The 25,394-nt window shown below is 68.6% G+C and carries 20 protein-coding genes; 9 read left to right on the forward strand and 11 right to left on the reverse strand.

From position 1 onward, the window contains the following. Positions 1-578: 578 nt before the first annotated feature. Positions 579-872: a helix-hairpin-helix domain-containing protein gene (locus V9K99_RS41745; RefSeq protein ID WP_337007716.1), complete on the reverse strand. Its 294-nt coding sequence runs from the start codon at positions 870-872 to the stop codon at positions 579-581. A 339-nt stretch (positions 873-1,211) separates the two neighbouring features. On the opposite strand from V9K99_RS41745, the gene V9K99_RS41750 reads away from it, so the two are divergent. Continuing rightward, positions 1,212-1,715, forward strand: coding sequence for an AAA family ATPase (locus V9K99_RS41750; protein WP_337007717.1), 504 nt, complete (start codon positions 1,212-1,214; stop codon positions 1,713-1,715). Here the strand turns inward: V9K99_RS41750 and V9K99_RS41755 are convergent. Both V9K99_RS41755 and V9K99_RS41760 read right to left on the reverse strand, forming a co-directional pair. Beyond that, positions 1,712-2,362 carry a hypothetical protein gene (locus V9K99_RS41755; RefSeq protein ID WP_337007718.1) on the reverse strand — a complete coding sequence of 217 codons (651 nt, stop codon included), beginning with the start codon at positions 2,360-2,362 and terminating at the stop codon, positions 1,712-1,714. The genes V9K99_RS41750 and V9K99_RS41755 overlap by 4 nt on opposite strands. Before the next feature lie 351 nt (positions 2,363-2,713). Continuing rightward, the gene (locus tag V9K99_RS41760) at positions 2,714-3,766 is read right to left on the reverse strand and encodes an aldo/keto reductase (protein ID WP_337007719.1); all 1,053 of its coding nucleotides are present in this window, start codon (positions 3,764-3,766) and stop codon (positions 2,714-2,716) included. Positions 3,767-3,870: 104 nt separating this feature from the next. On the opposite strand from V9K99_RS41760, the gene V9K99_RS41765 reads away from it, so the two are divergent. Then, positions 3,871-4,806 (forward strand): AraC family transcriptional regulator, encoded by a 936-nt coding sequence (locus tag V9K99_RS41765; RefSeq protein ID WP_337007720.1) that lies wholly within the window; start codon positions 3,871-3,873, stop codon positions 4,804-4,806. On the opposite strand, the gene V9K99_RS41770 is transcribed toward V9K99_RS41765, so the two are convergent. From V9K99_RS41770 to V9K99_RS41785, 4 genes are read right to left on the reverse strand one after another with little or no spacing between them, the layout of a single operon-like run. Beyond that, positions 4,796-7,921 carry a chromosome segregation ATPase gene (locus V9K99_RS41770; protein WP_337007721.1) on the reverse strand — a complete coding sequence of 1,042 codons (3,126 nt, stop codon included), beginning with the start codon at positions 7,919-7,921 and terminating at the stop codon, positions 4,796-4,798. The genes V9K99_RS41765 and V9K99_RS41770 overlap by 11 nt on opposite strands. Further along, a complete protein-coding gene (locus V9K99_RS41775) occupies positions 7,918-8,589 on the reverse strand; it encodes a hypothetical protein (protein WP_337007722.1) in 672 nt (223 codons plus the stop codon). The genes V9K99_RS41770 and V9K99_RS41775 overlap by 4 nt, the downstream gene beginning before the upstream one ends. Next, positions 8,582-9,202: a hypothetical protein gene (locus tag V9K99_RS41780; protein WP_337007723.1), complete on the reverse strand. Its 621-nt coding sequence runs from the start codon at positions 9,200-9,202 to the stop codon at positions 8,582-8,584. Before V9K99_RS41780 ends, V9K99_RS41775 begins: the two co-directional genes overlap by 8 nt. Further along, positions 9,199-10,389, reverse strand: a complete 1,191-nt coding sequence (locus V9K99_RS41785; RefSeq protein ID WP_337007724.1) for a hypothetical protein — start codon at positions 10,387-10,389, stop codon at positions 9,199-9,201. The genes V9K99_RS41780 and V9K99_RS41785 overlap by 4 nt, the downstream gene beginning before the upstream one ends. A gap of 357 nt (positions 10,390-10,746) precedes the next feature. Between V9K99_RS41785 and V9K99_RS41790 the strand changes: the two genes are divergently transcribed. The 3 genes from V9K99_RS41790 to V9K99_RS41800 are packed head-to-tail and all read left to right on the forward strand — an operon-like array spanning position 10,747 to position 12,979. After that, positions 10,747-11,541 (forward strand): TrmH family RNA methyltransferase, encoded by a 795-nt coding sequence (locus tag V9K99_RS41790; RefSeq protein WP_337007725.1) that lies wholly within the window; start codon positions 10,747-10,749, stop codon positions 11,539-11,541. 54 nt (positions 11,542-11,595) lie between these two features. Beyond that, positions 11,596-12,573 (forward strand): GDSL-type esterase/lipase family protein, encoded by a 978-nt coding sequence (locus tag V9K99_RS41795; protein WP_337007726.1) that lies wholly within the window; start codon positions 11,596-11,598, stop codon positions 12,571-12,573. A 40-nt stretch (positions 12,574-12,613) separates the two neighbouring features. Then, positions 12,614-12,979 (forward strand): iron chaperone, encoded by a 366-nt coding sequence (locus V9K99_RS41800; protein ID WP_337007727.1) that lies wholly within the window; start codon positions 12,614-12,616, stop codon positions 12,977-12,979. Here the strand turns inward: V9K99_RS41800 and V9K99_RS41805 are convergent. Further along, positions 12,976-14,109: an SWIM zinc finger family protein gene (locus tag V9K99_RS41805; RefSeq protein ID WP_337007728.1), complete on the reverse strand. Its 1,134-nt coding sequence runs from the start codon at positions 14,107-14,109 to the stop codon at positions 12,976-12,978. The genes V9K99_RS41800 and V9K99_RS41805 overlap by 4 nt on opposite strands. Positions 14,110-14,308: 199 nt before the next feature. After that, entirely contained in the window at positions 14,309-17,128 is a 2,820-nt protein-coding gene (locus V9K99_RS41810) for a DEAD/DEAH box helicase (protein ID WP_337007729.1), read from the reverse strand. Between the two features lie 132 nt (positions 17,129-17,260). Here V9K99_RS41810 and V9K99_RS41815 point away from each other — a divergent pair, with 132 nt between their 5' ends. Then, on the forward strand, positions 17,261-18,235 hold the full coding sequence (locus V9K99_RS41815) for a zinc-binding dehydrogenase (RefSeq protein WP_337007730.1): 975 nt from the start codon (positions 17,261-17,263) through the stop codon (positions 18,233-18,235). Here V9K99_RS41815 and V9K99_RS41820 read toward each other — a convergent pair. Continuing rightward, positions 18,232-19,566 carry a GGDEF domain-containing protein gene (locus V9K99_RS41820; RefSeq protein ID WP_337007731.1) on the reverse strand — a complete coding sequence of 445 codons (1,335 nt, stop codon included), beginning with the start codon at positions 19,564-19,566 and terminating at the stop codon, positions 18,232-18,234. The two genes, V9K99_RS41815 and V9K99_RS41820, sit on opposite strands and share 4 nt — an antisense overlap. Before the next feature lie 121 nt (positions 19,567-19,687). Between V9K99_RS41820 and V9K99_RS41825 the strand changes: the two genes are divergently transcribed. Then, on the forward strand, positions 19,688-19,885 hold the full coding sequence (locus V9K99_RS41825) for a DEAD/DEAH box helicase (protein WP_337007732.1): 198 nt from the start codon (positions 19,688-19,690) through the stop codon (positions 19,883-19,885). A gap of 36 nt (positions 19,886-19,921) precedes the next feature. Here V9K99_RS41825 and V9K99_RS41830 read toward each other — a convergent pair whose 3' ends face one another. Continuing rightward, on the reverse strand, positions 19,922-21,208 hold the full coding sequence (locus tag V9K99_RS41830; protein ID WP_337007733.1) for an MFS transporter: 1,287 nt from the start codon (positions 21,206-21,208) through the stop codon (positions 19,922-19,924). A gap of 407 nt (positions 21,209-21,615) precedes the next feature. On the opposite strand from V9K99_RS41830, the gene V9K99_RS41835 reads away from it, so the two are divergent. Further along, positions 21,616-24,180 (forward strand): MXAN_6230/SCO0854 family RING domain-containing protein, encoded by a 2,565-nt coding sequence (locus V9K99_RS41835; protein ID WP_337007734.1) that lies wholly within the window; start codon positions 21,616-21,618, stop codon positions 24,178-24,180. A 139-nt stretch (positions 24,181-24,319) separates the two neighbouring features. Continuing rightward, positions 24,320-24,868: a hypothetical protein gene (locus V9K99_RS41840; protein ID WP_337007735.1), complete on the forward strand. Its 549-nt coding sequence runs from the start codon at positions 24,320-24,322 to the stop codon at positions 24,866-24,868. Positions 24,869-25,394: the final 526 nt, after the last annotated feature.

The raw sequence follows: 25,394 nt of genomic DNA on the forward strand, positions 1-25,394 counted from the left end.
CGCCGATGGTACTGCGACCGGGAGGTCGTGGGAGAGTAGGACGCCGCCGGACATTCACACTGTTAAAGCCCACCCCCTCGGGGGTGGGCTTTAACAATTCCCGAACCTCTTCACCGGGACACTGTTCCCCGGGAACTTTCCCCGGTATCGCTGCGCCGGCTCGCTTCGGTCAGCGCGACCTGCGCTTCCGGCGGTGTCAGTCGTGAGGCGTACAAGATCACGCCGAACAGCTTGGTAGCCGCGGGAGGTGCGCCTGATGAGGCCCACGCGCCTGTCTCCGGCCCGCACCCAACAACGCGCCTGTCCCCGGCGCGTACACAGCCATGCGCCGGCCCAGGTACCGCAGGGCACACACTTATCGATGGGCCTGCTTGCATGGTGACTTTCCGCGGCGTGCACGGGTCTGAAGGGCTGCGCGCCACCGGGCCCAGGTGCCGTCTACACGCGCGGGTCTTTGCGTGCCGAGCTGCAGCGGCCTGCACAGGCATGCGTGCACGGCGACGCCTGGCTCAGGCACCTGCGACCCGCGGGGCGCGGCAGCCGCGGTCCACATCGCCTTACAGCGGCGGGTGTGATCGTCAGTTGGGACCGAGGGCGCCGAGTTGTTTGCGGTGGGGGGTGTAGGTGTGCCAGGGGCGGGCGGGGTTGCCGTTGGCTTGGTCTACGGCGGACATGATGGTGTCGAGGAGACACGGGTCGTGGCGTTGGCCGTCGATCTCGCAGAGGGTTTCGTAGATTTCCAGGGGATCGCGGCCGGTCAGTTGGTCGATGCGGGTGATGCCGGCGCGGGCGAAGTGGCCGGCGACCGCCTTGCCGACGTTCATGAGTTCGGTCAGGTCTGAGGTGACTTTGGTGGGCTGATTGGTGACCATGCCCCGATCGTTCCAAGTGCCGTCGTACGTGTCTTGAAGGTTTCGGACAGACGACGTCGTGGGTCCGGCCTTCGCGTTGCGGCAGCTGGATCCGGATTCGGTGCCGGTGAACTTTCTGATTCCGTTCCAGGGACGCCGCTCGAGGGACGGTGGGAGCTGACGCCCGAGCGCTGTCTGCGGATCCTGGCGCTGTCACCGTCGAAGGCGTCGACCAGCAGATCCTTCCGGCCGCTCGCTAGGACCTGGCGACCCTTCGACGCCGCGGCGCCGGCACCAGGACTCCTGGCAGTTCCTGGCCCGTTGTCGGCGACGGGGCCGGTGACTTCATAGGGTGCGGGTATGCGGCGTCCGGTGATGGTGTTGATTGTGGGTTTGCCCGGGGCGGGCAAGACGACTTTGGCTCGGCGGTTGGAGGGGGAGCGGGCGGGGATACGGTTCACGCCGGACGAGTGGATGCAGCCGTTGTTCGGGGTGAATGAGGACGGCGGAAAGCGGTGGGTGCTCGAGTCGCAGCTCTTCTGGGGTGTGGCGGGACGGGCGTTGACGCTTGGTGTCAGCGTGATTCTGGATTACGGGTGCTGGTCCGTGGCTGAGCGGGACATGTTCCGGACGCGGGCCAACGAACTCGGTGCGCTGGCGGAGATCGTCGTACTGGATCTTTCGCTGGAGGTGTTGTGGGAGCGGCTGGAGGCGCGCAACGCGGCGTTGCCGGAGGGGACGTTTCACATCAGCCGGGAGGAGCTGGAGGACTACAACTCCAAGTTCGAGCTGCCGGATGCTGATGAGTTGGCGCGATGGGATCGCCACGTCGTGCTGACCGACGTACAGGATGAGGCGGTCTAAGCCTCGGGGGCGATGCCGACGAGTGCTGCGGCGGCGCAGATGTGGACCGGGGTGAGGTCGGCAGGGGCGACCGGGGCCTGGAGGAGCGTGCCGCGTTCGAACGGGGTGAGGCCGATGTCGATGCCGTGGGCGCCGGCGACGAGACCGCGGACGTACGTGAGCCAGCCCATCATCGGGATCCCGCGCCGGAACACGCCGGCCGCGGCGGCGAGTTCGGTGTCGGCGATGCTGGCCCACTCGGGTTCCCAGATCGTCACGACGGCGCGGAGGACCTGAGCGAAGCGCTCGGACTGGGTGAGGGCGTCCTCGTCGCTCCAGTGCAGCGTGAGCTGGTCCGAGACCGTGGTGAGGGTGCCGCCCATCGACAGATCGAAGAGCCAGGGGAGCTCGCCGGTGCTCTGCAGGTGCAGGCGGGTGGTACTCGAGCCGTTCGCGAGGACCTTGGTGGTGGCTTCGACCATCTCCTGGAGCGGGGTCGAGCCGTCGGCCTCGAGGACGTGGTACCCCCAGCGCTCGTCCTGGGTCCACGCGTGTACGTCGGGGAAGGCGACGGCGACCGCGGTCAGGGTGCGGCCGACGCGGAGGGCGCGGTGCTCGACGGTCTCGTCACGGTGCGTCCACTGGGCGCGGAGCAGCCAGGATGCCATTCACGCCCTCCGTTCACGAGGCGGCCGGACCTGCGCAGCAGACGGTACGCCGGTAGTCGGACGGTTGGCCAGAGTTCCGCCTACGCGGCGTGAGCAGCCTGTGCGGTTCTCCGGACGTTCCACCGGTCCAGTTTGAAGCACCTATGGGTCCGGGGTCAGCACCGGGGTCCGGTTTTTGGCAAATACGCGACTGAAGTCGGGTGTCGCCGTGTGGGAGCGCTACCGCAACCAAGGGGATTTCTACGTGTCCGTGCGATGAGGTCGCAGCTGATGGAGCCGAACAGCCGCACCAGCCTCGCCGCGTGAGGAAGCACGGCAGGCGCTGGGGAAGCGCCTGCCGCGCGGACGTGATCAGGCGGCGGCGCGTTCGTCGGCAGGACGGCGGCGGAGGCGCGGGTTGAGTACGGCGGGCGGGTTGTAGGCCATGTCGAGCCTGCCGACGTCGGTGCCGGGCGGAACGATCTCGTCGATCCGATCGAGGATCTTGTCGGTGAGCGTGACGTCCAGCCCGGTGAGGAGATCGTCGAGCTGCTCCATCGTGCGCGGCCCGATGATCGCGGACGTGACGCCCGGGTGGGCGATCGCGAACGCCATCGCCAGGTGCGTCAGCGGGATCCCGGCGTCCTCGGCGAGCTCGATGAGCTGCTCAACGGCGTCCAGGCGGCTCGAGTCGCTCAGGTGCCGGAAGCCGAACTGGGACCGGTGCGTCGTGTTCTCCTGGTTCTTGCGATAGCGGCCGGTGAGCAGACCGCCGGCGAGCGGGCTCCAGACCAGGGCGCCCATGCCGAACTCCTCGACGACAGGCAGTACCTCGCGCTCGATACCGCGGTTGAGGATCGAATACGGCGGCTGTTCGGTGCGCAGCCGGGTCAGGCCGCGTCGCTCGGCAACCCAGTGGGACCGGACGATGTCCGACGCCGGAAGGGAGGACGAGCCGATGGCCCGGACCTTGCCGGCGCGCACCAGGTCGGTGAGCACCGAGAGGGTCTCCTCGATGTCCGTGTCCGGGTCGGGCTGGTGAATCTGAAACAGGTCGACGTAGTCGGTGCCGAGGCGGCGCAGCGAGTCGTCGAGGGCGCGGATCAGCCAACCGCGCGACGCGCCCGACCGGTTGGGAACGACCGGCGTCGCGCCGCTGGGGTCGAAGTCCACCGGGAACCGGGCCTTCGTCGCGAGTACGACGTCGTCGCGGCGCCCCTTGAGCGCCTTGCCCACGATCTCTTCCGACTCGCCGCGGGAGTACATGTCGGCGGTGTCGATGAAGTTGATCCCGGCATCCAGCGCGCGGTGGATGATGCGGATCGAGTCGTCGTGATCGGGGTTGCCGACGGCCCCGAACATCATCGCGCCGAGCGCGTAGGGGCTGACCGTGATACCGGTCCGGCCGAGAGTGCGGTACCGCATATGGGGTTTCTCCTCGAGGTTGCGGGTCTATGCGGCAAGTCTGTCCGGGTCAGGCCGGACTCTGAATGGTTGTCAGTCCGTATTTCTTGCGCGAGAGTACGGGAATGGTCCCTGATCAGTTGTCCGAGGTGTTCGACCTCGTGCAGGTCCGGAGCCTCGTGTCGGGTGCGTTCGCGATGCGAGGTCCATGGGTGTCGCGCACTGCCCTCGGTGAGCCGCTGAAGTTCATCGCGATGGTGTCCGGCCGGGCCAGGCTGACGACCGATGGGATCGACGCACCGATCGAGCTCGAAGCGGGCGACGTCGCCATCCTGAACAATCGGTCGTGGCTGAAGCTCGAAGGCGGCACCGACGACGGACCGCGCCGCGAGATCGTGCCCGAGGCGGGCTTTCCCACCACGCTTCTCAGCGGTGCAGCCATCGGTGTCGACGACATCGTCATCGGCGGTCGCATCGACCTGAACCACGTCGGCCAGGTACTGCTACTGCAGGCGCTGCCACCGGTTGGTCATGTCCGGGCGACCTCCGCCGCAGCAAACCTGCGCGGGAGTCTGCACCGACTGTTCGACGAGGTCACCGCCAACCGGTGGGGCTCCGCGTTCGCGATCCGGCAGCACAGCCAGCTCGTGTTGCTGGAGGTACTGCGTGCCTACGTCGATCAGGCCGAGTTGCCGCCGGGATGGCTACGTTTGCTGACCGACGAACGGCTGAGTCCCGCGCTCCGCCTCATGCACGCTGAGCCTGGAAGGTCGTGGGGCCTGGAGGAGTTGGCGCGCGCTGCGGCGATGTCGCGGACGTCGTTCGCCGAGCGTTTCCGGACCGTGGCCGGCGTACCGCCGCTGACCTATCTCAATCGATGGCGGATGCTCCTGGCGCAGCGCGCCCTACGGGACGGTGATGTCCGGGTCGGGTCGCTGGCGTTCGACCTTGGGTACGCGTCGGAGAGTGCGTTCAGTACTGCGTTCAAACGTGAAGTGGGGGAGTCCCCGCTGCGGTACCGACACCGTGTGCGCGACGAAATGTCGGCAGTCACGGGGTGAGGGTTGGGGAAGCGAGCTCCAGAGTCGGCGTTGGGCCACGGTAGGACTCCAGCCAGGCGCGGAGGAGTTCCACTCGGTCGGCGTACTCCTCGTTGCCCTTGACGACCGGGGCCTGGTTGTAGGCCATGGTGTCGGAGCTACGGCGGAGTTTGACGTAGAGCCGGGACGAGGACAACGCGTAGCGCTCCATGTCGTCCTGGAGGGCGCCGATGACGGTGATGTTGCGGTCGCGGCCGATCTGTTCGAACAGGGCGACGGCCTCGCGGCGGTGCTGCGAACCGAGGTTCCGGCCCAGCTCGTCCAGGATCAGCAGAAGTGGGCGGTCCGAACCGCCGGCGAGTGCGGCGGCGCAGACCAGCTTGACCGCCTTCTCGTCCATCTGGGCGGTGTTGCCCTTGACATTGAACGCGGAGAACGGACCACCTTCGGAACGCCGCCACTTTGGCGTGACCGTCCAGCGCCACGGCTTGTCGGGCTCGGCCGGCGGGTCGGGTTCGGGGAACTCGAGTTTCGCGCCGTACCCGCCGTACTGCTGATCGAGGCGGTCGAACTCCTGTGACACCAGGCGGAGCCGCGCTTTGATGCCGTCGGCAAGGGATGCGCGGTGGGCTCGGGCGGTGCTTTCGGCCTCGCCGAGTCCTTCCCGAGCGCGTTCGAGGGCAGCGTTGCGTTCGGCGCGCTGGCTGGCGATCTGCTGTTGCTGCAGGCTGTCGAAGGCCTCGTGTTGCGCGAGGTGGCTGCTCAGCGTGCGATGCAGCGCCGGGACCAGGCCGACGCGGGCGCTGAGAGTGCCGTTCGTCCAGCCGTCGGGGCCGTTCAGGATCTCCCAGAGCTCGGTCGGGATCTCCTCACGCGAGCGTGCGTTCGGGAAACAGCGACGGATGACGTCGTCGAGTTGCGTGCAGGCCTGGTGGTTCCAGTCGGCCGTCGTACGGCGCTGGGCGTCGTCAGGCAATCCGAGGATGAACTCCTCGGCGTCCGCCGGCGTCGAGCCCCATGCGGTGGTCCGGGCGACCAGGTCGAGCGAGGTCTGCTCTTCGATCAGCGCCAGCCGGCGGGCGGTGAGATCGTCGAGCAGCCGCTCGTGATCCCGGCGGGTTGCCTCGAGGTTCTTGAGCCGTTCGTCGCGGACGAGTTGCTGACCGGCGGCGGCCTCCGCGGACTCCTTCGCGGCCTGGAGTTGCGGCGCGAGCGAGTCGCGATCGGTCTCGTGCCGGTCGATCGTCTCGCGGAGCGCGAGGATCTGCTCCTGCACCGACTCCGCGTCGGCGAGTGCGCGGGCGGCCGCCGTACGACGCTCTGCCTGATCGACCCGGGCACGCGCCTGCTCGAGCGCCGCGGATGCGACCGAACGAGCCTCGACCGCGGCGTCGAGCCGGCGGCGGGCAGCCTCGATCCGAGCGGTCCGGCCGGTCAGTGGTTCGTCGAACTGCCCGACGGCCACCACACCGGCGACGTCGTCGATGTTCTCCTTGGTCGCCCGCTCGCCGAGCGCTGCGAAGAACCCATCCAGCGCGAAGCGCTTGTCTGCGGACTTCGGCCCTCGCTTGGCACCCTTGCGCGAGGCGCCGGGCCGATTGGCGAGCACCAGCAGGAATCCGGCGTACCCGGCATCCGCCAGAGCCGTCGACGCGACCGCCACATCACCGGCGTCGATGACGACGGCTTCCCGGTACGGCGCGAGCCGCGGCTCCCACTCGGCTCGCTCCGAGGTTGTCAACTCGGTGATGTCGGTGAGCGCGCCACACTCGATGCCCGCGTTCTCCAGCACCTGCTGCTGCGGCGCCGACACGGTCTGACCGCTTTCGGCCTCCCGCAGCTCGCCGGTCGCGAAATCGACCGCGGACCGAGCGGCGTGGTCGCGTCCGATGTGCTCTTCGAGTACGGCGCGTGCCTCGTCCTGCTCCTCGGCGGCCGCGGCGAGATCACGGCCATCCGCCGAACGCCCCGCGTCCAGCAGTCGCCGGTGCTCCTGCCCGAGTCGCTCGAGCTGCTCACGCACCGAACGCTGCGCCAGGTCGAGCTCGCGGTCCCGCGCGTCCAGCTTGTCCCGCTCCTGCCGGGTCAGCTGGACATCCCGGAGCAGCACCTCCTCGTTGCCAAAGGCATCGATTTCGGCGTCGACGGCCTCGCGTCGCGCTTCCTGCTCGGCAACGCGTTCGTCGAGTACGCCGAGCTCCTGCAGGATCTCGCGGTTCCGCGCGTCGCCGTCGATCAGGTGCCGGGCGCACCGCGCCTGCCAGGACTCCTTCGCTCCCGCCAGCGCCTCCCGGGCCGCGGCGCGCTGCAGGATGCCGGCCTCGACCGCCGCCATCTCCTGCTCCCAACGCTGCAGGTCGGCTGTCGCCTGCTTGGTCGCCTCGCGCTGGGTGTGCTCGGCGGATCGATGCGCCTGCTCCTGCTCGAGCTCGTGGTCGAGACCGGTCAGCGTCGCGATCGCGTTGAAGATCCGGGCCGGGCCGAGTTCGTTCAGCGGCTCGGCGAGCAGGTTGGCCGTCGGACTCGACCGGACCGACGTCGACAAGAACGAGACGCAGCGCACCTGGCCGCCGTACAGAACTGTGGACAGCTTGTTCGCGTGGAAGTCGGTGCGGCCGTTCGAATGCGGCAGCGCCGCCCACAGCGCGTCGGCGCCCGCGGCCCGCTCGGCCTCGGTCGCGCCGTACGGGACGTGCAGGCCGTTCTTCCAACGCAGATCGATGTACGACGCCTTGCGGTTGATCCGGATCCACACGGTGATCGCGGCCGCCTCGATCTCGTCGAGATCGGTCAGCTCGGGGTCGGAGAAGACACCGATGATGTAGCCGCGATCGACGTTCGACCAGTTGCCTTCCTGACCGGCGGCCTCCGCGGTGAACAGGAGCTCGGCCGCGCCGGGTGCACCGCTGGTCAGGCGCCATTGGTCGTCGGCGTGCAACAGGCTGAGCGCGGCGATCCACGAGGACTTGCCGGCGCCGTTCGAGTCGGTCGGGCCTTGGCCTGCGACCGTGACGAGGCCTTGGCCGACCATCGGGATCGGGTGGGTCGAGAGTCGTGACAGGTCGACCACCTGAACGCCGAGCAGCACCTTGGACCCGAGGATGTCGAACGGACCGTCCTCACTAGCACTGCTCATGCGCTTCCTTCCGCGGTGTCTTGCTCTGTAGATGGTGCCGTGCCGTTGCGGGCGCGGATGGCTTCCGCGATCGGGCTGGCGGGGGCGGCGGCCAGGATGAGCTGGTCCTGGAGGCGGCGCCGCGCGGCTGGGGTGAGTCGTTGGAGCTGTGGACCAGGGATGTAGCTCGGCCCGCCCGAGTGGTCGCCGGACAGCTGGATCAGGCCGGCCGCCCGCAGACGCTGAAGGGCCAGTCGTCGTTCTTCGCCGCTGATCTTGGTGGTTCGCAGCTCGTCGACGGTCGTCGGCCGGGCCGACTTCCAGCTGTCGCCGGTCAGGATCCCTTCGCTGCGAGGGATCGCGACCGAGTGGACGAGCACGAGGACCAGTACCGCGCGGTCGACGACCGACAACGGTTGCCAGCCCTGCGCGGTCAGGGCCGCCGCGATGTCGTCCGCATAGCCCGCGGTCCAGTGCGTCCTGTCGACATGCACCAGGGTCCGACCGATGAGCTTCAGTATCCGTGCGACATGTCGACGAAGCGTCACGTCACGCAGGCCGGCCAACTGCACCTCGGCCACCGGATGCGCCGCATACTGCACCGCACTGAAGGCAGCCAGAACCTCGTCGCGCGACCGATCGCTCAGATCCTGCAGCAGAGGATCGAACAGCACATGCTGGTCAGTCATTTGCCACCTCCGCGGGCAACGGCTCCGATTCCGGCTCCGCTGGCGGCTGGCTGGTGAGGACTGCCGGCGGTGGGTCGGGAAGGTGGCGGCAGAGGTCTCGGAGAGTGGCTTCGTCGGCGGCCGTCCACGTGATGACGCGCGGGCCGAGACGGACTTCGCCGGCCTTCTCGTTCCACAGCAGCCAGTGGGTGGCGTGCAGACGGCGCAGACTGCCGATGATCAGCGTCAGGTCGCTCGACTGCTCGGGTCGCCCACGCATCCCGGCGTACACGGACCTGATCTGCGCGAGCGTGCCAACTGAGCCAGGCCATGCCGGCCCGCTTCGATCCGTCCAGCAGCACGCAACGCAGATGGAGAGGACACGAGCCGTCTCATTCGGCTGCTCGACGGCGACCGGGGGAGCACCCAACTCCTCCAGCACCGCGTGACCAGCGCCCGAAGGCAACGTCGGCACGAGCCACACCGTCGAACCATCCGGCGATGCAGCACGCGTCAGCCCCGCCACCGCAGGCGTATCCGGCGTAACCTCCAACGGTCCCGCCGATTGCACCTTCGCCCACCACAACGCGTTGTAGAGGCGCCGCTCCACGGCCTCCGAGGACGGCGTACTCATCGCGTCACCCGCCTGAACACGCCCTCGGTCGCCCACGGCGTCCCTGCGTTCGGGTCGATCCGCATGCCGTCCGACCACACCAGCTCATAGTCGAGCTCGTCATGCAGATGCGCGGCCGTCAGCTCGGCCAGCACTCGCCGAGCCGTGATCCAATCGCCGGCCTGATCGACCACCTCGACGATGTCCACCGACGGGCGTCCGGCCAGCACCCGCTCGGCCTCGGCCCGCAGCTCCTCACGGTCCGTCGCGGCCGCCGACTCTGGCGCGGCAACGTCATCGGTAGGTCGCGGCGGCGCCATCCGGGCGGTCCCGGTACGGCGTCCAGTCTCGACCGCCTCCACCATCGTCTGTGGCGAGAAGTCCGGCGCGGCCGCATCGAACAACAGCCCGTCCAGGACGCCCGCGAGTACGTCGGGCTCGCTGCTCCGGGTGAACGTGAGCCACGTCTCGATCGGCAGTAGCCCGAGTGCGCGCGTCGTACCAGCTCTCTCCACCAGGCGTCCCGCGGCGAGCTGCACTGCATCGGCGTACGCGGCCAGCGCCATCCGGAGCGACGTACAGGCGCGATGCAGGGTCGGCCAGCGGTCCAGCACGATCCGGTGGACCTTCTCCGCCTGCTCGATCAGCCGCTCGTTACCCCACGCGAGCTGCGCGTTCTCCCGCAGTTGGGCGGTCGTGCTGGTCGAGACCAGGATGGCGAGCTCGTTGCCGAGCAGCCGGAACACCTTCGTCAGGCGCTCGGTCGACGCCAGACCCTCGTCCTCGGTGGCGCTCGGATCGCTGACGCTGTGCGCCTCGAGGGTGAGCAGTTGGTGCAGCTCGGCCTGACCGCCCTGGACCGACATCCGGCGCAGGAACATCAACATCACGTACGGCGCGAACGCGGCCCGGTGACGCAGTTCGTTCGGCCGGTCGACGAGCTTGGTGATGGCGCCGTACTGCCGCAGTACGTCGAAACGCCGGACGATCACGTCATGCGGGTAGGCCCGGCAGGCGAGCGTCGCCTGCTCGACGGTGAGCCCGTCACTGCCGGCCTCGGCGAACGCGTCCAGGATCGCCTGGTCGACGTCGAGCAGGTCCGGATCGACGATCATCGCCCCGGCCTCACGGGCGAGCACGGCGAACACCTGACGGTAGACGCGCAGTACGGCCGCTTCGGCCTCGGCGTCCAGCAACGTCGCGTCCATCGCTCCTCCTCCCGTGTGGTAGCGCCCCGCGAGCGATCGGCAACCAGAGAAGGGACTCTAACCACCCACACCGACAGACCAAAACCCGGCTGCCGCAGACCTGTGGACAACTGCAAGGCGGGTGTGCGGTGATGCGCACCGACAGACCAAACCGGGGTGCCGACCAGGGGTGTGGAAAACCGGGTGACGAGGCGTGGGGGGCTGCCTACCATCCGAAGGGTGAAGAGAATCCTTGGCTGATGCGGTCCAGGTAGACCGCGTCCAGACCACGGCGCCTTCGGGCGTTCGCCACGCCGGTGCGGACCCACCACAGGGTCCCCGGCGCGCTTGCTGATTCTCTCCTTCCGGAGCTTGCACATGACCGTGCACACCGCGCGCCCCATCGGCGCGCAACACCCCCGAGTCCGCGACCTGCTCACCGTCCGCAAGGACGGCGCACCCGGGCGAATCATGATCGAGGGCAACTGGGAGCACGACCGCCTGCTCGCCACCAAGACCCCGATCGACACCTTCTTCTGGTGCCCTGAGGCCGGTACGCCGTACGCCGTCGACCGGATCGCGGAACGCGCCACCGAGGTGTACCGCATCTCGGAGAAGCTGCTCACCCGGCTGTCACGCAAAACCCGGTCCGACGGCCTGATCTCAGTCGTACGGCTGCCCGTCTGGCAACCGCACACCTTCCGGTTCACCAACTCGTCGCTGGTCCTGGTCGCCGACGGAGTCGAGTACGCCGGCAACCTCGGCACCCTGATCCGTACCGTCGACGCGGCCAACGCGGACTGCCTCCTCCTCACCAGCCGGCGAGCCAGGCCGAGCCACCCGGCCGTGTACTCGGCCAGCCGCGGGACCGTCCTGTCGACCCCGGTACTCGAGTTCGACGACATCCCGCAAACGGCCACGTGGTTGCGCGATCACGGCTTCCGCATCCACCTCGCCGATCCGGCGGCGACCCACAGCTACCGCGGCGCCGCCTACGACGGGCCGACCGCCTTCGTCGTCGGGTCCGAAGGCGGCGGGCTGTCCAGGGCGTGGCACGAGCAGGGCTGCGAGGCGGTCTCGATCCCGATGCTCGGCCAGGCGGACTCGCTCAACGTCGCGCTGTCGGCCGGCATCCTGCTGTTCGAAGCGCGGGCTCGGAAGGAAGGCTGGTGACCGGCCAGGCAGAATTGCCTCCGCCACCCAAAGGCCCACGAGAAGGAGTGAGACGTGCCGTTCGAGCCTGGTGAGGTCGTCGCCCCCGGAGATCCCCGCATCGTCCTGGAGGGCCAGTGGGGTCACCAGCCGGGCGTGGCGGTCACCGTCAACTCCGGCTCGCGGATCTCGTTCTCCTTCGCGGGTGAGCGGCTGCAGTTGCTCTTCGACACGGCCGGACTCACCATCGCACCCCACCTGTGGATCACGCTCGACGACGGTGAGCCGGAGCTGCACCTGATCGAGAACCCGGTGATCGAACTGTCCGCACCGGACGGACGTCACCAGGTCGAGGTCGTGGTCAAGGACGTCAACGAGCACGTCAACCGGTGGAACCCGCCGTTCGAGTGCGCTGTGGTGTTCGCGGGACTGGTGCTGGACGTGAACACCCGGCTGCGGCTGAGCGGCCGGCCGGGTGGTCCGCGGCTCGAGTTCTACGGTGACTCGATCACGCAGGGCGTTCGTTCGCTCAGCGCCCATCCGGAGTCCGAGGGTGCCGACGGTACGACGTCGTACGCCTATTTGACCGCGCGCGCCTTCGGTGCCACGTCGTACCAGGTCGGCTTCGGGCGGCAGGGCATCCTCCGGCCGGGCAACGGCGACGTGCCGCCGGGGGTGGAGTCGTTCGGCTGGAACTTCGCCGGGTCGCCGGCCGAGCGCGTGGAGCCGTCCGATGTCGTGGTGATCAACCTCGGTGTGAACGACGAGACGCTGGAGCCGGATCAGTACGCCGACTTCGTCACGCGAGTGCGGACGGCGTACCCGGCGACGGCGATCGTGTCGCTCACCCCGTTCAGTGGCAAGCACGCCGAGGCGATCGAGTCTGCGGTCAAGTCGCTCGACGACCCCAACCTCGTCCTGGTCGACTCCACCGGCTGGATCACCGAGGCCGACACCACCGACGGCGTCCACCCGTCCGTCCCCGGTCACGCCAAGATCGCCGACCACCTGATCACGGCCCTCGAAACCCACACGGAGCTCCGCCGCCGCTAGGAGCTTGCCCTGGTACGGCGACCTGGTCACGATGATTTACGTGGCGGAGAACAAGTTCGCGAGCGTGGACGAGTACATCGGCTCCTTCCCGGCCGACGTCCAGGAGGTGCTGGAGAAGGTACGGCGTACTATCCGCGACGTCGTCCCGGACGCGGGGGAGAAGATCAGCTACCAGATCCCCACCATCACGCTCGACGGCAAATACCTGCTGTACTTCAGCGCCTGGAAAGAGCACATCGCGCTCTACCCGATCCCACCCCTCGACGACGACCTCGCCGCCGCGATCGAGCCGTACCGCTCAGGCAAAGGCACCCTCAAATTCCCCCTGAACAAACCCATCCCCTACCACCTCATAACCCGCCTAACCCAAGCCTTCCTCGGCGCGAAGCAGCCGGGACCGGCCTAGTCGGTGAGGAGGTCTTGGGGGACGGGGGAGGGTGGGCGGGTCAGGGTCCAGTCGTTGAAGTGTTGGTCGAAGCGATACCAGAGGCCGTCGGTGCCTAGGCGGAGTTGGGTTTTGCCGGCGGTGACTCGGTTGGCTTCGATGGTGGCGCCGGGGAGGGCTTCGAGGGCTTCGGCGAGGGCTGATGGGTCGACATCGGTTGGTTCGTCGACGGTGGCTGCGAGGCCACCCGGGCCGCCTTCGCGCCAGGCGACGGCCCAGCTGGTGAGTTGGCGGGCGGGGACGCCGGCTCGGTGGGCCAGGTCGGCCAGCTCGGGGGTGCCGAGGAGGAGGCTTGCACGACGAGCCAGGTCTTGGTCGACGGTGAGGTGAAGGCCGCCGTCGCCGTCGCCGGATGCGAGCTCCCAGGCTCGGCGGGCCGCGTCGGTGGCGAGGGCGACCAGATCGCGTACGTCGACGCCCGAGGAGCGTGGTGGATCCAGAGCCTGGACAGCGGCCGGCAGCCCGGGTGCCCCCATCGGCCGAGGCGCCACGGGCACGGCGGGCAGCCGAACTGGCTCCGGCCGCTCAGGTCGCGGAGGTGTCCCGCCGGCCGCGTCTTGCACTGGCGGCCCGTTGGACGCGTCCGAGGGCGCGGCTGATCTGTCGGTGGCGCTGAGGTGTTGGGCGAATGCTGTTCTGGCTGGGATGCCTGGGGGTGGGGGTTGGCGGGGTGGTGTGCCGGGTGGTGCTGTCGTGGAGCGGCGAGAGCGCAACGCGGACAGGAGTTCGTCGCGGCGGCGTCCGCGGAGCAGCAGCAAGGCGAATGGGTCGTCGTCCAGGGCGTCGGCGACCAGGTAGCAGACGGCGGCGGAGTGTTTGCACGGTACGGCGAAGTCCGGGCAGCTGCAGTTCGTCAGGACCTCGCCGGCACCCGGAAGCAGGTCCAACCCAGCCGCATGCACGTCGTCGACGACCTCCGGCGGCAGCTCACCGTCCAGCAATGCCGCAACCCGGCCGATCTGCGACGAGACCACGTCGAGTACGGCGTCCCACTCGGCGGTCGTGAACGCACGGATCCGGACCGTCACCTGGTACGGCGTGACGCGGCTGCCCTGCACCACAGCCTCGACCTCACCAGGTGAAACCGTCACCTCCAGCACACTGCCGCGCCGAGCGTACGACCGCCCACGCGACAGCCGATTCGGATCCAACCGGGCTCGCTGTTCCAACGCCTCCAGCCAAGCCCGTCCCCACCACGTCGCCCCGAACGGCCGCCGGCTCCCAGCCCCCTTGGCCGCAGGCAGCCCAGCATCCTCCCCCTTCCGCCGCCACCCCTGCCAAGGCACCCGCTCATTCATCCTCCTCACCACCCACGGCAGCCGAGGATCGCCCAACGGTAGAAGGGTTGTACGTGCTGGCTGCACCTGATTTTGGTGGGGTGGTTGACAGCTCGACGAGCTCGGTGAGCTCGGCGTCGGATAGCTCGCTCAGCCAGGCCTCGCCTGAGCCGACGACCGCGTCGGCGAGGTTGCGTTTGGTGGCGATGACGGTGGAGATGCGGTCTTCCAGGGTGTTCTCGGTGACCAGCCGGTGCACCTGGACCGGCCGGTCCTGGCCGATCCGATAAGCGCGGTCGGTCGCCTGATCCTCGACAGCCGGATTCCACCAGCGGTCGTAATGCACCACGTGCGTCGCGCGTGTGAGCGTCAGCCCGACCCCACCAGCCTTCAACGACAGCAAGAACACCTGAGCCTCGCCGGCCTGGAACTCCGAGACCAACTGCTCCCGCTTCCGCACCCCGATCCCGCCGTGCAGGAACAGCGACTTGATCCGCCGCGCCGCCAGGTGTGCCTCGATCAGCCGGCACATCTCGACGTACTGGCTGAAGATCAGCACCGACTCGCCCTCGGCCAGGATGACGTCGAGCAGCTCGTCCAGCGCGGCCAGCTTGCCCGAACGACGCTCCAGCGGACCCGGCTCGTGCAAGAACTGCGCTGGATGGTTGCAGACCTGCTTCAACTGCGTCAGCAGACTGAGCACCAGTCCGCGCCGCGCGATCCCCTCCGCCGACTCGATCTTCGCCAGCGTCTCCTTGGCAACGGCCTGATACAGCGTGGCCTGCTCGACGGTGAGCGGTACGACGACATCGTGCTCTGTCTTCTGCGGCAACTCCGGCGCGATCCCCGGATCGATCTTCCGCCGCCGCAGCAGGAACGGCCGGGTCACCCGCGCGAGCCGGGCCGTCGCCTCCTCGTCGTGATACCGCTCCACCGGTACGGCGACATCGTGCCGGAACCGGTCCAGCGTCCCCAGCAACCCCGGTGCCGCCCAGTCCAGGATCGACCACAGCTCCGACAACCGGTTCTCCACCGGCGTCCCGGTCAGCGCGATCCTGGTTGCCGAGGGCAACGTCCTCAACGCGCGCGCCGTCCTGGACAACGGGTTCTTCGCATGTTGTGCCTCGTCCGCGACCGCGAGCCCCCAGAACACCTCGCCGAGCACCCGGTGGTCCTGCCGCACCACGCCGTACGTCGTCAGCACGACCTCGTCCGGCTCGAGATCGCTCAGCGTCCGTCCGGCACCGTGATACCGCCGCGTCGGCACATCCGGAGCGAACCGTGCGAACTCCCGCTCCCACGTCCCGAGCAGTGTCGACGGGCAGACCACCAACGTCGGTCCGCGGCCCAGCAATTGCAGATGTAGCGCGATCACCTGGATCGTCTTGCCCAGCCCCATGTCGTCCGCGAGACATCCACCCAGGCCGAGATTCGCGAGTTGCGCCATCCACGCGACGCCTCGCCGCTGGTAGTCGCGCAACGTCGCGTGCAACCCGGCCGGCTGCTCGAACGGTGCCGGCTCCTCGGCCGCTCGCAGCCGCGCCAGCATCGACGCCAGCGATCCGTTCGCATCGAAGGCGACCAGCTCGCCGTCGACCTCGATAGTCCCGGTCAGCGCCGCACCGAGCGCCTCGGCGCCGGTCAGCTTCCGCGTGCCGCCACGCTGCAGCTTCCGAACCAGATCGTGGTCGACCCGCACCCACCGCCCGCGCATCCGGATCATCGGCCGCTTCGCCTCCGCGAGCGCCGCCACCTCCTGCTCGGTCAGCTCCTGCCCGTCCAGCGTCGGCCGCCAACGGAACGCCACCAACTCGGTCAAGTTGAAGTCCGGCCCGGTCACCGCTCCAGGCGTCGGCGTCGCAACCGTCCCACGCACCGCCAACTCGCCCGCGAAGAGCTCGGTCGGCCAGAGCACCTCGATCCCGGCGCCCTCCAGCGCCGTACTGCCCTCGGCCAACTCCTCCAGTGCCTCGTCGTCGACCGTGACCTCCGACGGAGCCGCATCCCGCAACGCGGCACCCAATGGCGGCCACACGCGAGCCCCACGTCGCAAAGCCAGCAGCAGATCGGTCTCCGCCCGCTCACCCAACGCGGCGAGTACGGCGGCCGGCGCACTCCACACGTCCTCTACATCCACCAACAGACTCGGATCCACACCGCTGCGCAACTGCAGCACGGCCCGGAAGTCGGCCAAATCCTCGGGCGGCTCGATCCGCAGCACCAACCGCGCACCGGCCTCCTCGCTCTGCGCAGTCTCCTCCAGCCATTCGGTCGCCCCGGTCACCTCGACCGGATCCACCGACGCGAACGCAGCCGCACCAGCCCGTACGGCGACTGACGCGGCCGGCGTCCGCACCAGAGTGTCCGCGATCGCATCCCAGAACGCCCGCACGAGCTGCTCCGGATCGACCAGCCGCACCGGTCGCGTCCCCTCGATCGGCAAGGCATGTCCGTACGGCGGCATCGACGCACCGAGGTTCCTCAACCAGCCCCGGTCCAGCGGATCCAGCGGTGCCACCCGCCAAGCGCCGTACCCGCTAGGACTGCGATCCGGCACGAGCCGCCCACGCGCGATCAGCCCGACCCCGGCCAAAGCCGCCGCCCGCCATGCTTCCCAGCTCACAGAAGCAGCAGAACCGTCTGACAGCCGATCGAGGACCTGCGAGATGGACAGCAACCTCGCCGGCACCGTCGTCCGGCGCACCTGCGAGCCCTTGGGCAGCACGAGTTCCACCGTGCCGTCGGCGATCTCGCCGGCCGCCGCGAGGTCGCCGTACAGCGCCAGCCGGCCCGCGCGCGGCGGGTCGGCTGGGACGAAGACGGCGTCGAACATGCCCTGCACAGTACGCCGGACCGCCGACAGATTCCCGCCCGTCACCAAGCGCCTGTGGACAACTGCCCGATTTGACCTCAACTCAAGTTGAGGTTGCAGCCTGAAACCTCTGAACAGACTGAAGGAGCAGATATGAGAGCAGCGGTAGTCACCGAGTTCGGCGGTCCCGAGGTGATCAAGACCCAGGACTGGCCCGACCCCGTGGCGGGCGACGGCGAGGTGGTGATCGAGGTCGCGGTCGCCGACATGATCTTCGTCGAGACAGCCATCAGACAGGGCGCGCACAGCCAGTACTTCGACGTGAATCCGCCTTACGTGCCGGGCAATTCACTCGCCGGCACGGTCCGCGCTGTCGGCCCGGACGTGTCGCCGGATTGGATCGGCAAGAGCGTTCTCGGCCGCTCGGCCGGGTTCGGCGCCCACGCCGAGCTCGTCCGAGCCAACGCCGCCGGCCTCGTCGAAGTACCGGCCGAGCTGAACCTCGAGACAGCGATCGCGGTCTTCGGCGACGGCTTCACCGCTCTGATGCTGGAGGATCTCGCGCCGCCGATGCAGGGCAAGGAGGTGCTCGTCACCGCGTCCGCGGGCGGCATGGGCCTGCTCTTGATCCAGCTCGCGCACAAGGCGGGCGCCCACGTCATCGCGGCCGCGCGTGGACAGGCGAAACTCGACCTCAGCAAGGCCCAGGGCGCCGATGTGGTGATCGACTACTCACAGCCGGGCTGGGAGAAGTCGGTGCTCGAGGCAACGAACAACGAGGGCGCCGACATCGTCTTCGAAGGCGCCGGCGGTCAGCTCGGCGCGACTGCCTTCACCGTCGTCAAGGACGGTGGCTGGTTCTCCGCACACGGCGCCCCGAGCGGAGGATTCGCGGAGTACGACGCCGACGAGGCGGTACGACGCGGGATCACGGTGAAGGGGATCAACGACCTCAGAGCCGACACGACCAGTACGACGGTCACGGGCGCCGACGTGATCGCCAGAGCCGTCGCCGGTGACCTCAAACCCGTGGTGGACCAGCTCTACGACCTCGACCACGTAGCCGACGCCCACAGGGCCTTGGAGCAGCGCACGCTACTCGGCAAGGCCCTGATCCGGGTCCGTTAGTCGACCGGCTGGTCCGCGTGGTCGGTGACGGCAGGCGGCTCGGGGCGGGCCGCCGTGACGATCCGGTTGCGCCCGTCCCGCTTCGCACTGAGTAGCGCGTTGTCGGCCGCGAGGACCAGCTGATCCATGGTGTCCGCGACATCCGGGTACACCGCTGCACCGAACGACGCCGGTACGCCGGTGATCACCGCAGTGGTCGCGGTAGCCGTGTCCACTGCCACGCTCAACGTGCTGAGCCGGTCCCTGATCCGCTCGGCCACTTCCAGCACCTCGACCTCCGAGGCACCAGGCAGCAGTACGGCGAGCTCGTCTCCACCGACCCGTGCGACCAGGTCACCCTGCCGGACCTCCGCACGCACGCTCTCACCGACCGCACGCAGCGCCTGATCCCCAGCCGGGTGGCCGTAGGTGTCGTTGATCTCCTTGAACTTGTCCAGGTCCAGCATCAGCAGACCGACAGTGCTCCGCAGCGTCTCCGCACGAGCCAGCTCAGCCGGTACGGCGTTGGCCCAGTACGCCGGTGTCGCCAGACCGGTCTTCACATCTGTACCTGCGGCGCGCTGGAACTGCGGCAGCAGCAGGTCGCGGTGCAGCGTCAGCACGACCACCATCAGGATCGGCACCACCCACGGGTACGACGCCTGCAGTGCAGCGACCGCCACGCCGAGGCCCAGGCCGGCCACCACGACGAGCTGGTCGGCAAGGTCTCCCAGTGCGCCACGGGCGGTGGCGTCGGGGGAGGAGAGCAGGATCGCGCCGATCACCAGCGCGAAGTTCACCAGCCACCAGGTCGCGGCCGCACCCAGCACGACCACCAGCGTCCACGGCCCGGTCGGCACGCGCGGCTCGGTCAGCAGACCGCCGCCACGCAGTACGCCGGCAGCGGCGGCACTGGCCAGGATGAAGGTGCTGGCCGAGAAGACCTTGCGGTGAGCGATGGTCCGGCCGTAGACACGGATCCAGGAGTACCCATACGTCACGACGACCAGCGCCACCACGAGGCTGAGCGGGAGCAGTAGCAGGCCGGCGAAGACCCAGAGGCTCTTCAGATTGGTGTACGGCGAAGTGTTCGCCGCCATCTCGCGTCGGCGCTCGATTCCGCGGGCAGACTCAAGGTGTAGCACCGAGGCGGACGCCAGGACGGCGAAGGCGATCCACTCGGTCGGCCTGACACCGGATCGGGCGCCGGAGATCGTCGAGGCCACAGCCAAGGCGGTGATCATGACTGCGACAGCGTCCACGCCGAGCACATAGCTCAGCGCAGGACGGGGCAACGACCAGAGCTTCCATCGGCGGGGTGGCACCCAATTGCTCCGACCGATCAGAATCATGGTGGCCTCACACGGATAGACCTGAGCGGTTATTCCGTAATAGTAACTGCCTGTTCACGCGAGGTCATCCCCAACCCCGCGAAATTCCATCTGACGGATGGCGAAGGAAGGATCCAGCACCATGTCGAAGATCAGCACCGGCAACGAGTGGTTCAACGGCGGCAACGAGTGGTTCACCGGCGGCGGCAACGAGTGGTTCCACGGTGGGAACGAGTGGTTCCGCGGCGGCAACGAGTGGTTCACGCAGAGTGGCAACGAGTGGCTGCACCGCCCGGGTGGATCCGGTAACGAGTGGTTCACCAACGGTAACGAGTGGTGACCTGACGGACATTGCCGAAAATTCTTTACCGACTTTTTACGGAGTCCGTCCGGAGGTATTCCCTGAATCTCCGGACGTTTCTCCGGCCTCCATTTCGGGGGCGCCGGTCCCGGACCGGCGGGCGCGTGTCCAGGCTGTGCCCGCCGCCAGGGCTGCGACCGCACCCGCGGCGCCCATGACGCCCACCGCGACCGACGGCGACGACTGGTCCGCGATCAGGCCGGCGAGCAGGATGCCGATGCCCTGACTGCTCTTCAGCGCCGTGCTGGCGACTCCGAACGCCTGGCCCCGCTGTGAGTCCGGCACGGCCTGAACAAAGGCTGCGCTCGTCGGTAGATGGTAGGCCGAGGCAAGGCCAGACAGTGCCCACAACGCCACGGTCGGCAGGAGACCCGGCGCGAGGAAGCAGACGACCAGTGGCGCGCAGGCCAGCACAGCCAGTGGCCCCAGCAGCCGCATCCGCCGCTCAGGCGGCCACAGCGTGATCAGCCACATGCCCGCGACAGCACCGGCTGGACTCGCGGCAAGCAGCAGTCCGGCCGCTTGAGGTCCTCCACCGATCTCGTGGGCGTAGGGGACCGCCAGGCCCTCCACAGTGACGTAGAACCCCGCGATCGTCGCCAAGATGACCAGTGCGCGCAGTTTCGGCGTACGGGTGACTAGTGAGACCCCCGCGGCGAGGTCCTTGAAGTAGTTGGTCGGTGGCGCGTTAGTGTCACGGGCCGGTGCCGGGCGCCGTCGTACGCCGAAGGCTATGAGTGCTGCGGACAGCAGGAAGGTCGCGGAGTCCAGCAGTAGACCGCCGGACGTGCCTACCGCGACAACGATCACGCCACCGGTGCCGAAGCCGAGCACCTGGCTGAACTGCACGACCATGTCGTTCGCAGCCTTGCCGAGCACGTAGTGGTCCCCGGGCAGTACGGCGGGGAGCGTCGCAGCACGTGCGGCGTTGAACGGCGACCCGAAAGCCTGCAGCGCGAGCAGCAGGAGGACGACGACCACCAGAGGGAGGGCCTCAATCGCCATGGCTGCAACGAGAACTGCCCTGGCCAGGTCCGTGACGATCATCACAGTACGGCGGGGGTAGCGGTCGGCGAACCCCGCCAGCAGCGGCCCGAAGAGCAGGTCGGGCACATAGGTCAGCGCGTAGGTGAGAGCGGTCAGGCCGGCGGAGTTGGTGCGGTCGAAGACCAGCACGGACAGCGCGATCCTGGCCAGCTGGTCGCCTGCGACGGACAGCACCCCGGCCAGAAACAGCGCCCTGAACTCCGCGTGCCCGAACACATCGCGCCAGCGGGCACGCTCGATCACCCCACCCTCCATACCTACGACCCTAACCACAATCCGTGGCCCGACACCTCCCGCCTGTAACTGAAAGGGTTTCCCTGCACGGGCGGCAGGCTGGTTCAAAGGTTTGATCGCGGCGCATCAGTGCCAAATGGTGAACCCGGTGGCGCCCGATTTGAGTGAACGTTCTACTCTGGAGATCTCTGGTACTGGGGTCTGGGCGGGGCGGCCCCGACCCTGGTACCAGAGTTCTTCTTTGTCCGGCCCTCTGAGCGCCGCGGCCCGTCAGAAACTGTCGGTGGCCCCCGGTAGCGTTCTCAGTGCCAGGGGCGGCTCCTGGACGTGCTTCCTTCTCCTTCACCAGGCCAAGTAGCGCGTTCGCTCTCCGCCCCTGGCGCGTTCATCCATGACGTCAACGGACGCCCGCCTGGGGAGGAGTCGCGATGCCGGATCAGCACGCGCAGGCCGCCGTACTGCTGCGCCGCCGGCGACTGGTCGACCCGACCACCCTGACCCCTCCGGTGCGTCGCTCTGCCTGGCAGTGGCTGCGTCGTCCGCTCACGATCCAGTCGGGGCTGTCCGCGCTGCAGGCCGATCTGATCCAGCGGGGCCTGCTGCTGTCCGTCAGTCTGTACCGCTACTGCTCCGGTCTGTCGGCGCCCGCTCTCGCCGGCTTCGGCCGCACCCTGCTCGAGCTGCTGGACGCCGAGTCGGGGCACGACGAGCAGCATGTGCCGCTGTTCCGCGGCTTCCCGGAGAGCGTGCCGGGCAACACCGAAACCTTCTACATCAACCGGATCTTCGCGCGCCTGCTGCAGGAGCCGGAGCAGCCATGCGTGCTGTGCGGCGACGCGAAGTCGGTGCACGCCGTCTCGCCCTGCGCTCACCTGGTCTGCCGGACGTGCTGGGACGGCTCGGACTTCAGTGCCTGCCCGCTGTGCCTGCGCCGGATCAACCCCAACGATCCGTTCCTGAAGCCGTCGTTCGACGAGGTGCAGCCCGCCCACGTGCGCTCGGATCGCCTCCGCTTGCTGACCCTGGCGCCGGCCGACGCGCTCCGCTCGACCGTCGAGGCTCTGCTGGTACGACGCTCGCCCTTGTCCGCCGTGGATCGTGCTGACCTGCAGATCTTGTTGGCAAACGCCGACCCGTCCTGGCTGCCCGACGAGATCCCGGTCCGGGAGACCCGGGCGTTGGTCCTCGCGCATTTCCTCGACGACTACCCCGACCTGATCGATCGGGCCGGGACGGCGACCGACGTACTGCGACTGCTGTATGCCCTGATGGACGCCGATCCCGGGCTCCGGACGCCACCGCTCCGGCGGAAGTCGTTGCCACGGGCAACTCGTCGGCTGGTGCTGGCGCGGCTCGACACGGTGCCTCCCGAGACGCTGATCGAGGACATGCTCCGGCACGAGCGAGCCTGGAAACGGATCGCGGAGAACCTGCATCCGTTCGAGTTCGCGACCAGTTATCCGCGGGCCGCGCTCGCGTTCGCGGTGCTGCGCCGCACCAATCTGGACCTGGGCACCGCGGCCGGGCGGGCGGTCGCAGGTGAGGCGGCGCGACATCCGTTCGTGCGGGTCGACAGCGGACGGCTGACCACGAGCACGTTCGCATCCCGGGTCGAAGGTGCACTCCTGTCCAGGCCCGGGCACGCGCTCGACCTGCTGAGGCAGCGGCCGGGCGAGTTGGTACGCCGACTGGTCCACCTGGCGCGCGTGTTGCCGGCGGATCAGCACGGTGCATTGGTGGACGCGCTGGCGACCGCGGTCTCGGATGTGTCGCCGGTCGTGCTCACCGCCGCGCTCGGTCAGGTTCGCACGCCACCGGGTGATCTGCGGCTGTTCTTCCCGCGTGGCGGGACCACCCGGATCTGGACGACAGTGGACGAGCGGGAGCCCCTGGCGACCGAGCTCGCCACCGCGCTGTCCGGCGTACTGGTGGGAGAAATGTTGCGGCGGGCAACGGATCTGTCGCGGTTACGGCGGGTGTTCCTGGACGAGGAGCTGGCCCGGCTGGCGGCGCCCGGTTCGGAGCGGAGCGCGTCGTCGACGCTGCTGCGGATGACGCGGGGGAGCGCGGTCCCGATTCCGCAGGACGAGTTGCTGCGGCTCTTCCTGCACTGGGTCGAGCCGCGCGGACGGCGGGTGGATCTCGATCTGTCGGTTGCGGTGTTCGACGAGGAGTGGGGCTTCGTCGGGCTGTGTGACTACACCCGGCTGCGGTTCGACCAGGACGCTTTGGTGCATTCGGGCGACCTGACCTCGGCGCCTGGGCCGCACGGGTCGACGGAGTTCGTGGACCTGGATCTGCGGGCGGTGCGACGGGTCGGCGGCCGATACGTCCTGCCGGTGGTGTTCAGCTACAACAACGTGCCGTTCGACGAGCTCGAGCGTGGTTTCGTCGGGGTGATGCGGCAGCCGACCGGCCTGTTTGACCCGGCAGCGGTCGAGGAGCGGTTCGATCTGACCGGGCCGGCGAAGATCCTGCTGCCGTTCGGCGTCGACCTGCAGACGAAAGAGCTCCGCTGGTACGACGTCAACCTCAGCGCGGCCGGCTACGGGCACAACATCGCGAAGTACGGCGGTCACGTCGCGCTGATGGCGGCGACGTTGGAGGAGGTGCACGGCGCGGGGGACCGGGTCAGCCTGTGGGAGGTGTGCTGCTGGCACGCTGCCGCGCGGACCGACGAGGTCGTCGTCCGGTGTGCGGACGGTTCGGTGGTCGGCTACCTGCGTGATTCCGCTGAGGATCTCTCGGCTTTTGCCCGCCGGCTCACCGCACGCCTGGAGCCGGATCGGGTCTGGGACGACGACGCAGCGCGCCGGTCCGACTTCGCCGCCGTACTCACCGCTGACATCACGCCACGGGCGGGCGCCCAGGTGTACGCGCTCCATCCGCATCTCCTCGACCCCGCCACGCACACACTGATCGACGCGCCGCATCTGCTCAGCACGCTGGCTCCAGACACCCGCGCCCACACCCCAGCGGCCCTCCCGAGCTGAGCTGCCGCGGTTTCCGTCAGCGGCGCCGGCTGAGGATTGGCTGAGAGGAGTTTGACAATTTTGTGACGCTGCGGGGCCCGGTGCTTTGGCTGGCCGGTCTGCGGGGGTACAACGGAATTGACCGCGAAGGGAGCCACGAATGACGTATGACGTGGTGGTGCTCATCGAGCGGGAGATGAGCGAGGGCGACGCGCGCCGCGTTGCCGCCCTGCACGCAAGGTACGAAGAACCTGTTGAGTACCACCTGCTGGTCTCCAGCCATGCGGAGAGCGGACGCGGTGGTCCGATGGCGCTGCTGGGATCGACTTTCGCAGACGTGGCCGGGATGAACGCCTCCGCGTCCGTCGCAGGTAACGCAATGTTCCACTCTGCCCCGCCCACCCCGGCGCCCGAGCCGACCCAGACACCGACGGCCACCCTGGCCGACCCGGACATCGACCTGGCCTCGGTGATCGAACACAGCTCGCGCCAGCTCCGCGCAGCCAGCGGGTACCCGGTGCACGTCTCCATCACCCACGGAGAGGTCCTGCTCGCCCTGATGTCTCTGGTCAAGAGCACCCACAGCCACGAGGTCGTGGTGGTGGCCTGGCCGGAGACCGCCGCGAGCTTCCTCTGCTCCGACTGGACCACGAAGGCCCGCAAAGCCCTGAAGGTCCCCCGGGTCCGGATCCTCGAGCACGACACCTGACCCGCTCGGGGCCGTACCGAGCGACAGGATGTAGTCACAACCACCGCAAGGCGGGCGGGCCCCGCGGTGCACCTACCTCCTGTCGTTCGGTACGGCGGCTTTGACGCTGTGGGATCGCATGGGCGGGTGGGGCGGCTGCGAGGCCGCTTGCTCAGGCCTGGAGCGGGGAGATTTGGTGCAATCGGCGGGACCGTGAACACCCAACGGGGACCTCGGACATCTGACCAGATGTCCGAGGTCCCCACCAGGTGTAAGAGGCCCCGACCAGGTGTACGAAGTTCGGGGTTTCACGCGGATTGACCACCATGCGGCCGGTTTGGTCCGGATCCCGAGATCTCCCCGCCCGATCGGCCCGGCACCTCGAGGTTGCCCACCCAGCGTGGGGGTTGCCCCCCGAGATTCCGAGTGGGCAACCCCCCAACTCAGGGGGCAACCCCCGAATCCGGGGCACGCGGGCGGCCGTGATGGGACCTCGGACAAGAAACCGGGGGCCGGGACAGACAACCGTGAGCTGGGACCTGATATT

It is taken from the genome of Kribbella sp. CCNWLW201, from assembly GCF_037203805.1.
Classification (GTDB): Bacteria; Actinomycetota; Actinomycetes; order Propionibacteriales; family Kribbellaceae; genus Kribbella.

Bases quoted from the DNA above. Each gene is read 5' to 3' on its own strand.
- V9K99_RS41745 (WP_337007716.1), bottom strand. From the start codon at position 872: ATGGTCACCAATCAGCCCACCAAAGTCACCTCAGACCTGACCGAACTC.
- V9K99_RS41750 (WP_337007717.1), top strand. From the start codon at position 1,212: ATGCGGCGTCCGGTGATGGTGTTGATTGTGGGTTTGCCCGGGGCGGGC.
- V9K99_RS41755 (WP_337007718.1), bottom strand. From the start codon at position 2,362: ATGGCATCCTGGCTGCTCCGCGCCCAGTGGACGCACCGTGACGAGACC.
- V9K99_RS41760 (WP_337007719.1), bottom strand. From the start codon at position 3,766: ATGCGGTACCGCACTCTCGGCCGGACCGGTATCACGGTCAGCCCCTAC.
- V9K99_RS41765 (WP_337007720.1), top strand. From the start codon at position 3,871: ATGGTCCCTGATCAGTTGTCCGAGGTGTTCGACCTCGTGCAGGTCCGG.
- V9K99_RS41770 (WP_337007721.1), bottom strand. From the start codon at position 7,921: ATGAGCAGTGCTAGTGAGGACGGTCCGTTCGACATCCTCGGGTCCAAG.
- V9K99_RS41775 (WP_337007722.1), bottom strand. From the start codon at position 8,589: ATGACTGACCAGCATGTGCTGTTCGATCCTCTGCTGCAGGATCTGAGC.
- V9K99_RS41780 (WP_337007723.1), bottom strand. From the start codon at position 9,202: ATGAGTACGCCGTCCTCGGAGGCCGTGGAGCGGCGCCTCTACAACGCG.
- V9K99_RS41785 (WP_337007724.1), bottom strand. From the start codon at position 10,389: ATGGACGCGACGTTGCTGGACGCCGAGGCCGAAGCGGCCGTACTGCGC.
- V9K99_RS41790 (WP_337007725.1), top strand. From the start codon at position 10,747: ATGACCGTGCACACCGCGCGCCCCATCGGCGCGCAACACCCCCGAGTC.
- V9K99_RS41810 (WP_337007729.1), bottom strand. From the start codon at position 17,128: ATGTTCGACGCCGTCTTCGTCCCAGCCGACCCGCCGCGCGCGGGCCGG.
- V9K99_RS41815 (WP_337007730.1), top strand. From the start codon at position 17,261: ATGAGAGCAGCGGTAGTCACCGAGTTCGGCGGTCCCGAGGTGATCAAG.
- V9K99_RS41820 (WP_337007731.1), bottom strand. From the start codon at position 19,566: ATGATTCTGATCGGTCGGAGCAATTGGGTGCCACCCCGCCGATGGAAG.
- V9K99_RS41825 (WP_337007732.1), top strand. From the start codon at position 19,688: ATGTCGAAGATCAGCACCGGCAACGAGTGGTTCAACGGCGGCAACGAG.
- V9K99_RS41830 (WP_337007733.1), bottom strand. From the start codon at position 21,208: ATGGAGGGTGGGGTGATCGAGCGTGCCCGCTGGCGCGATGTGTTCGGG.
- V9K99_RS41835 (WP_337007734.1), top strand. From the start codon at position 21,616: ATGCCGGATCAGCACGCGCAGGCCGCCGTACTGCTGCGCCGCCGGCGA.
- V9K99_RS41840 (WP_337007735.1), top strand. From the start codon at position 24,320: ATGACGTATGACGTGGTGGTGCTCATCGAGCGGGAGATGAGCGAGGGC.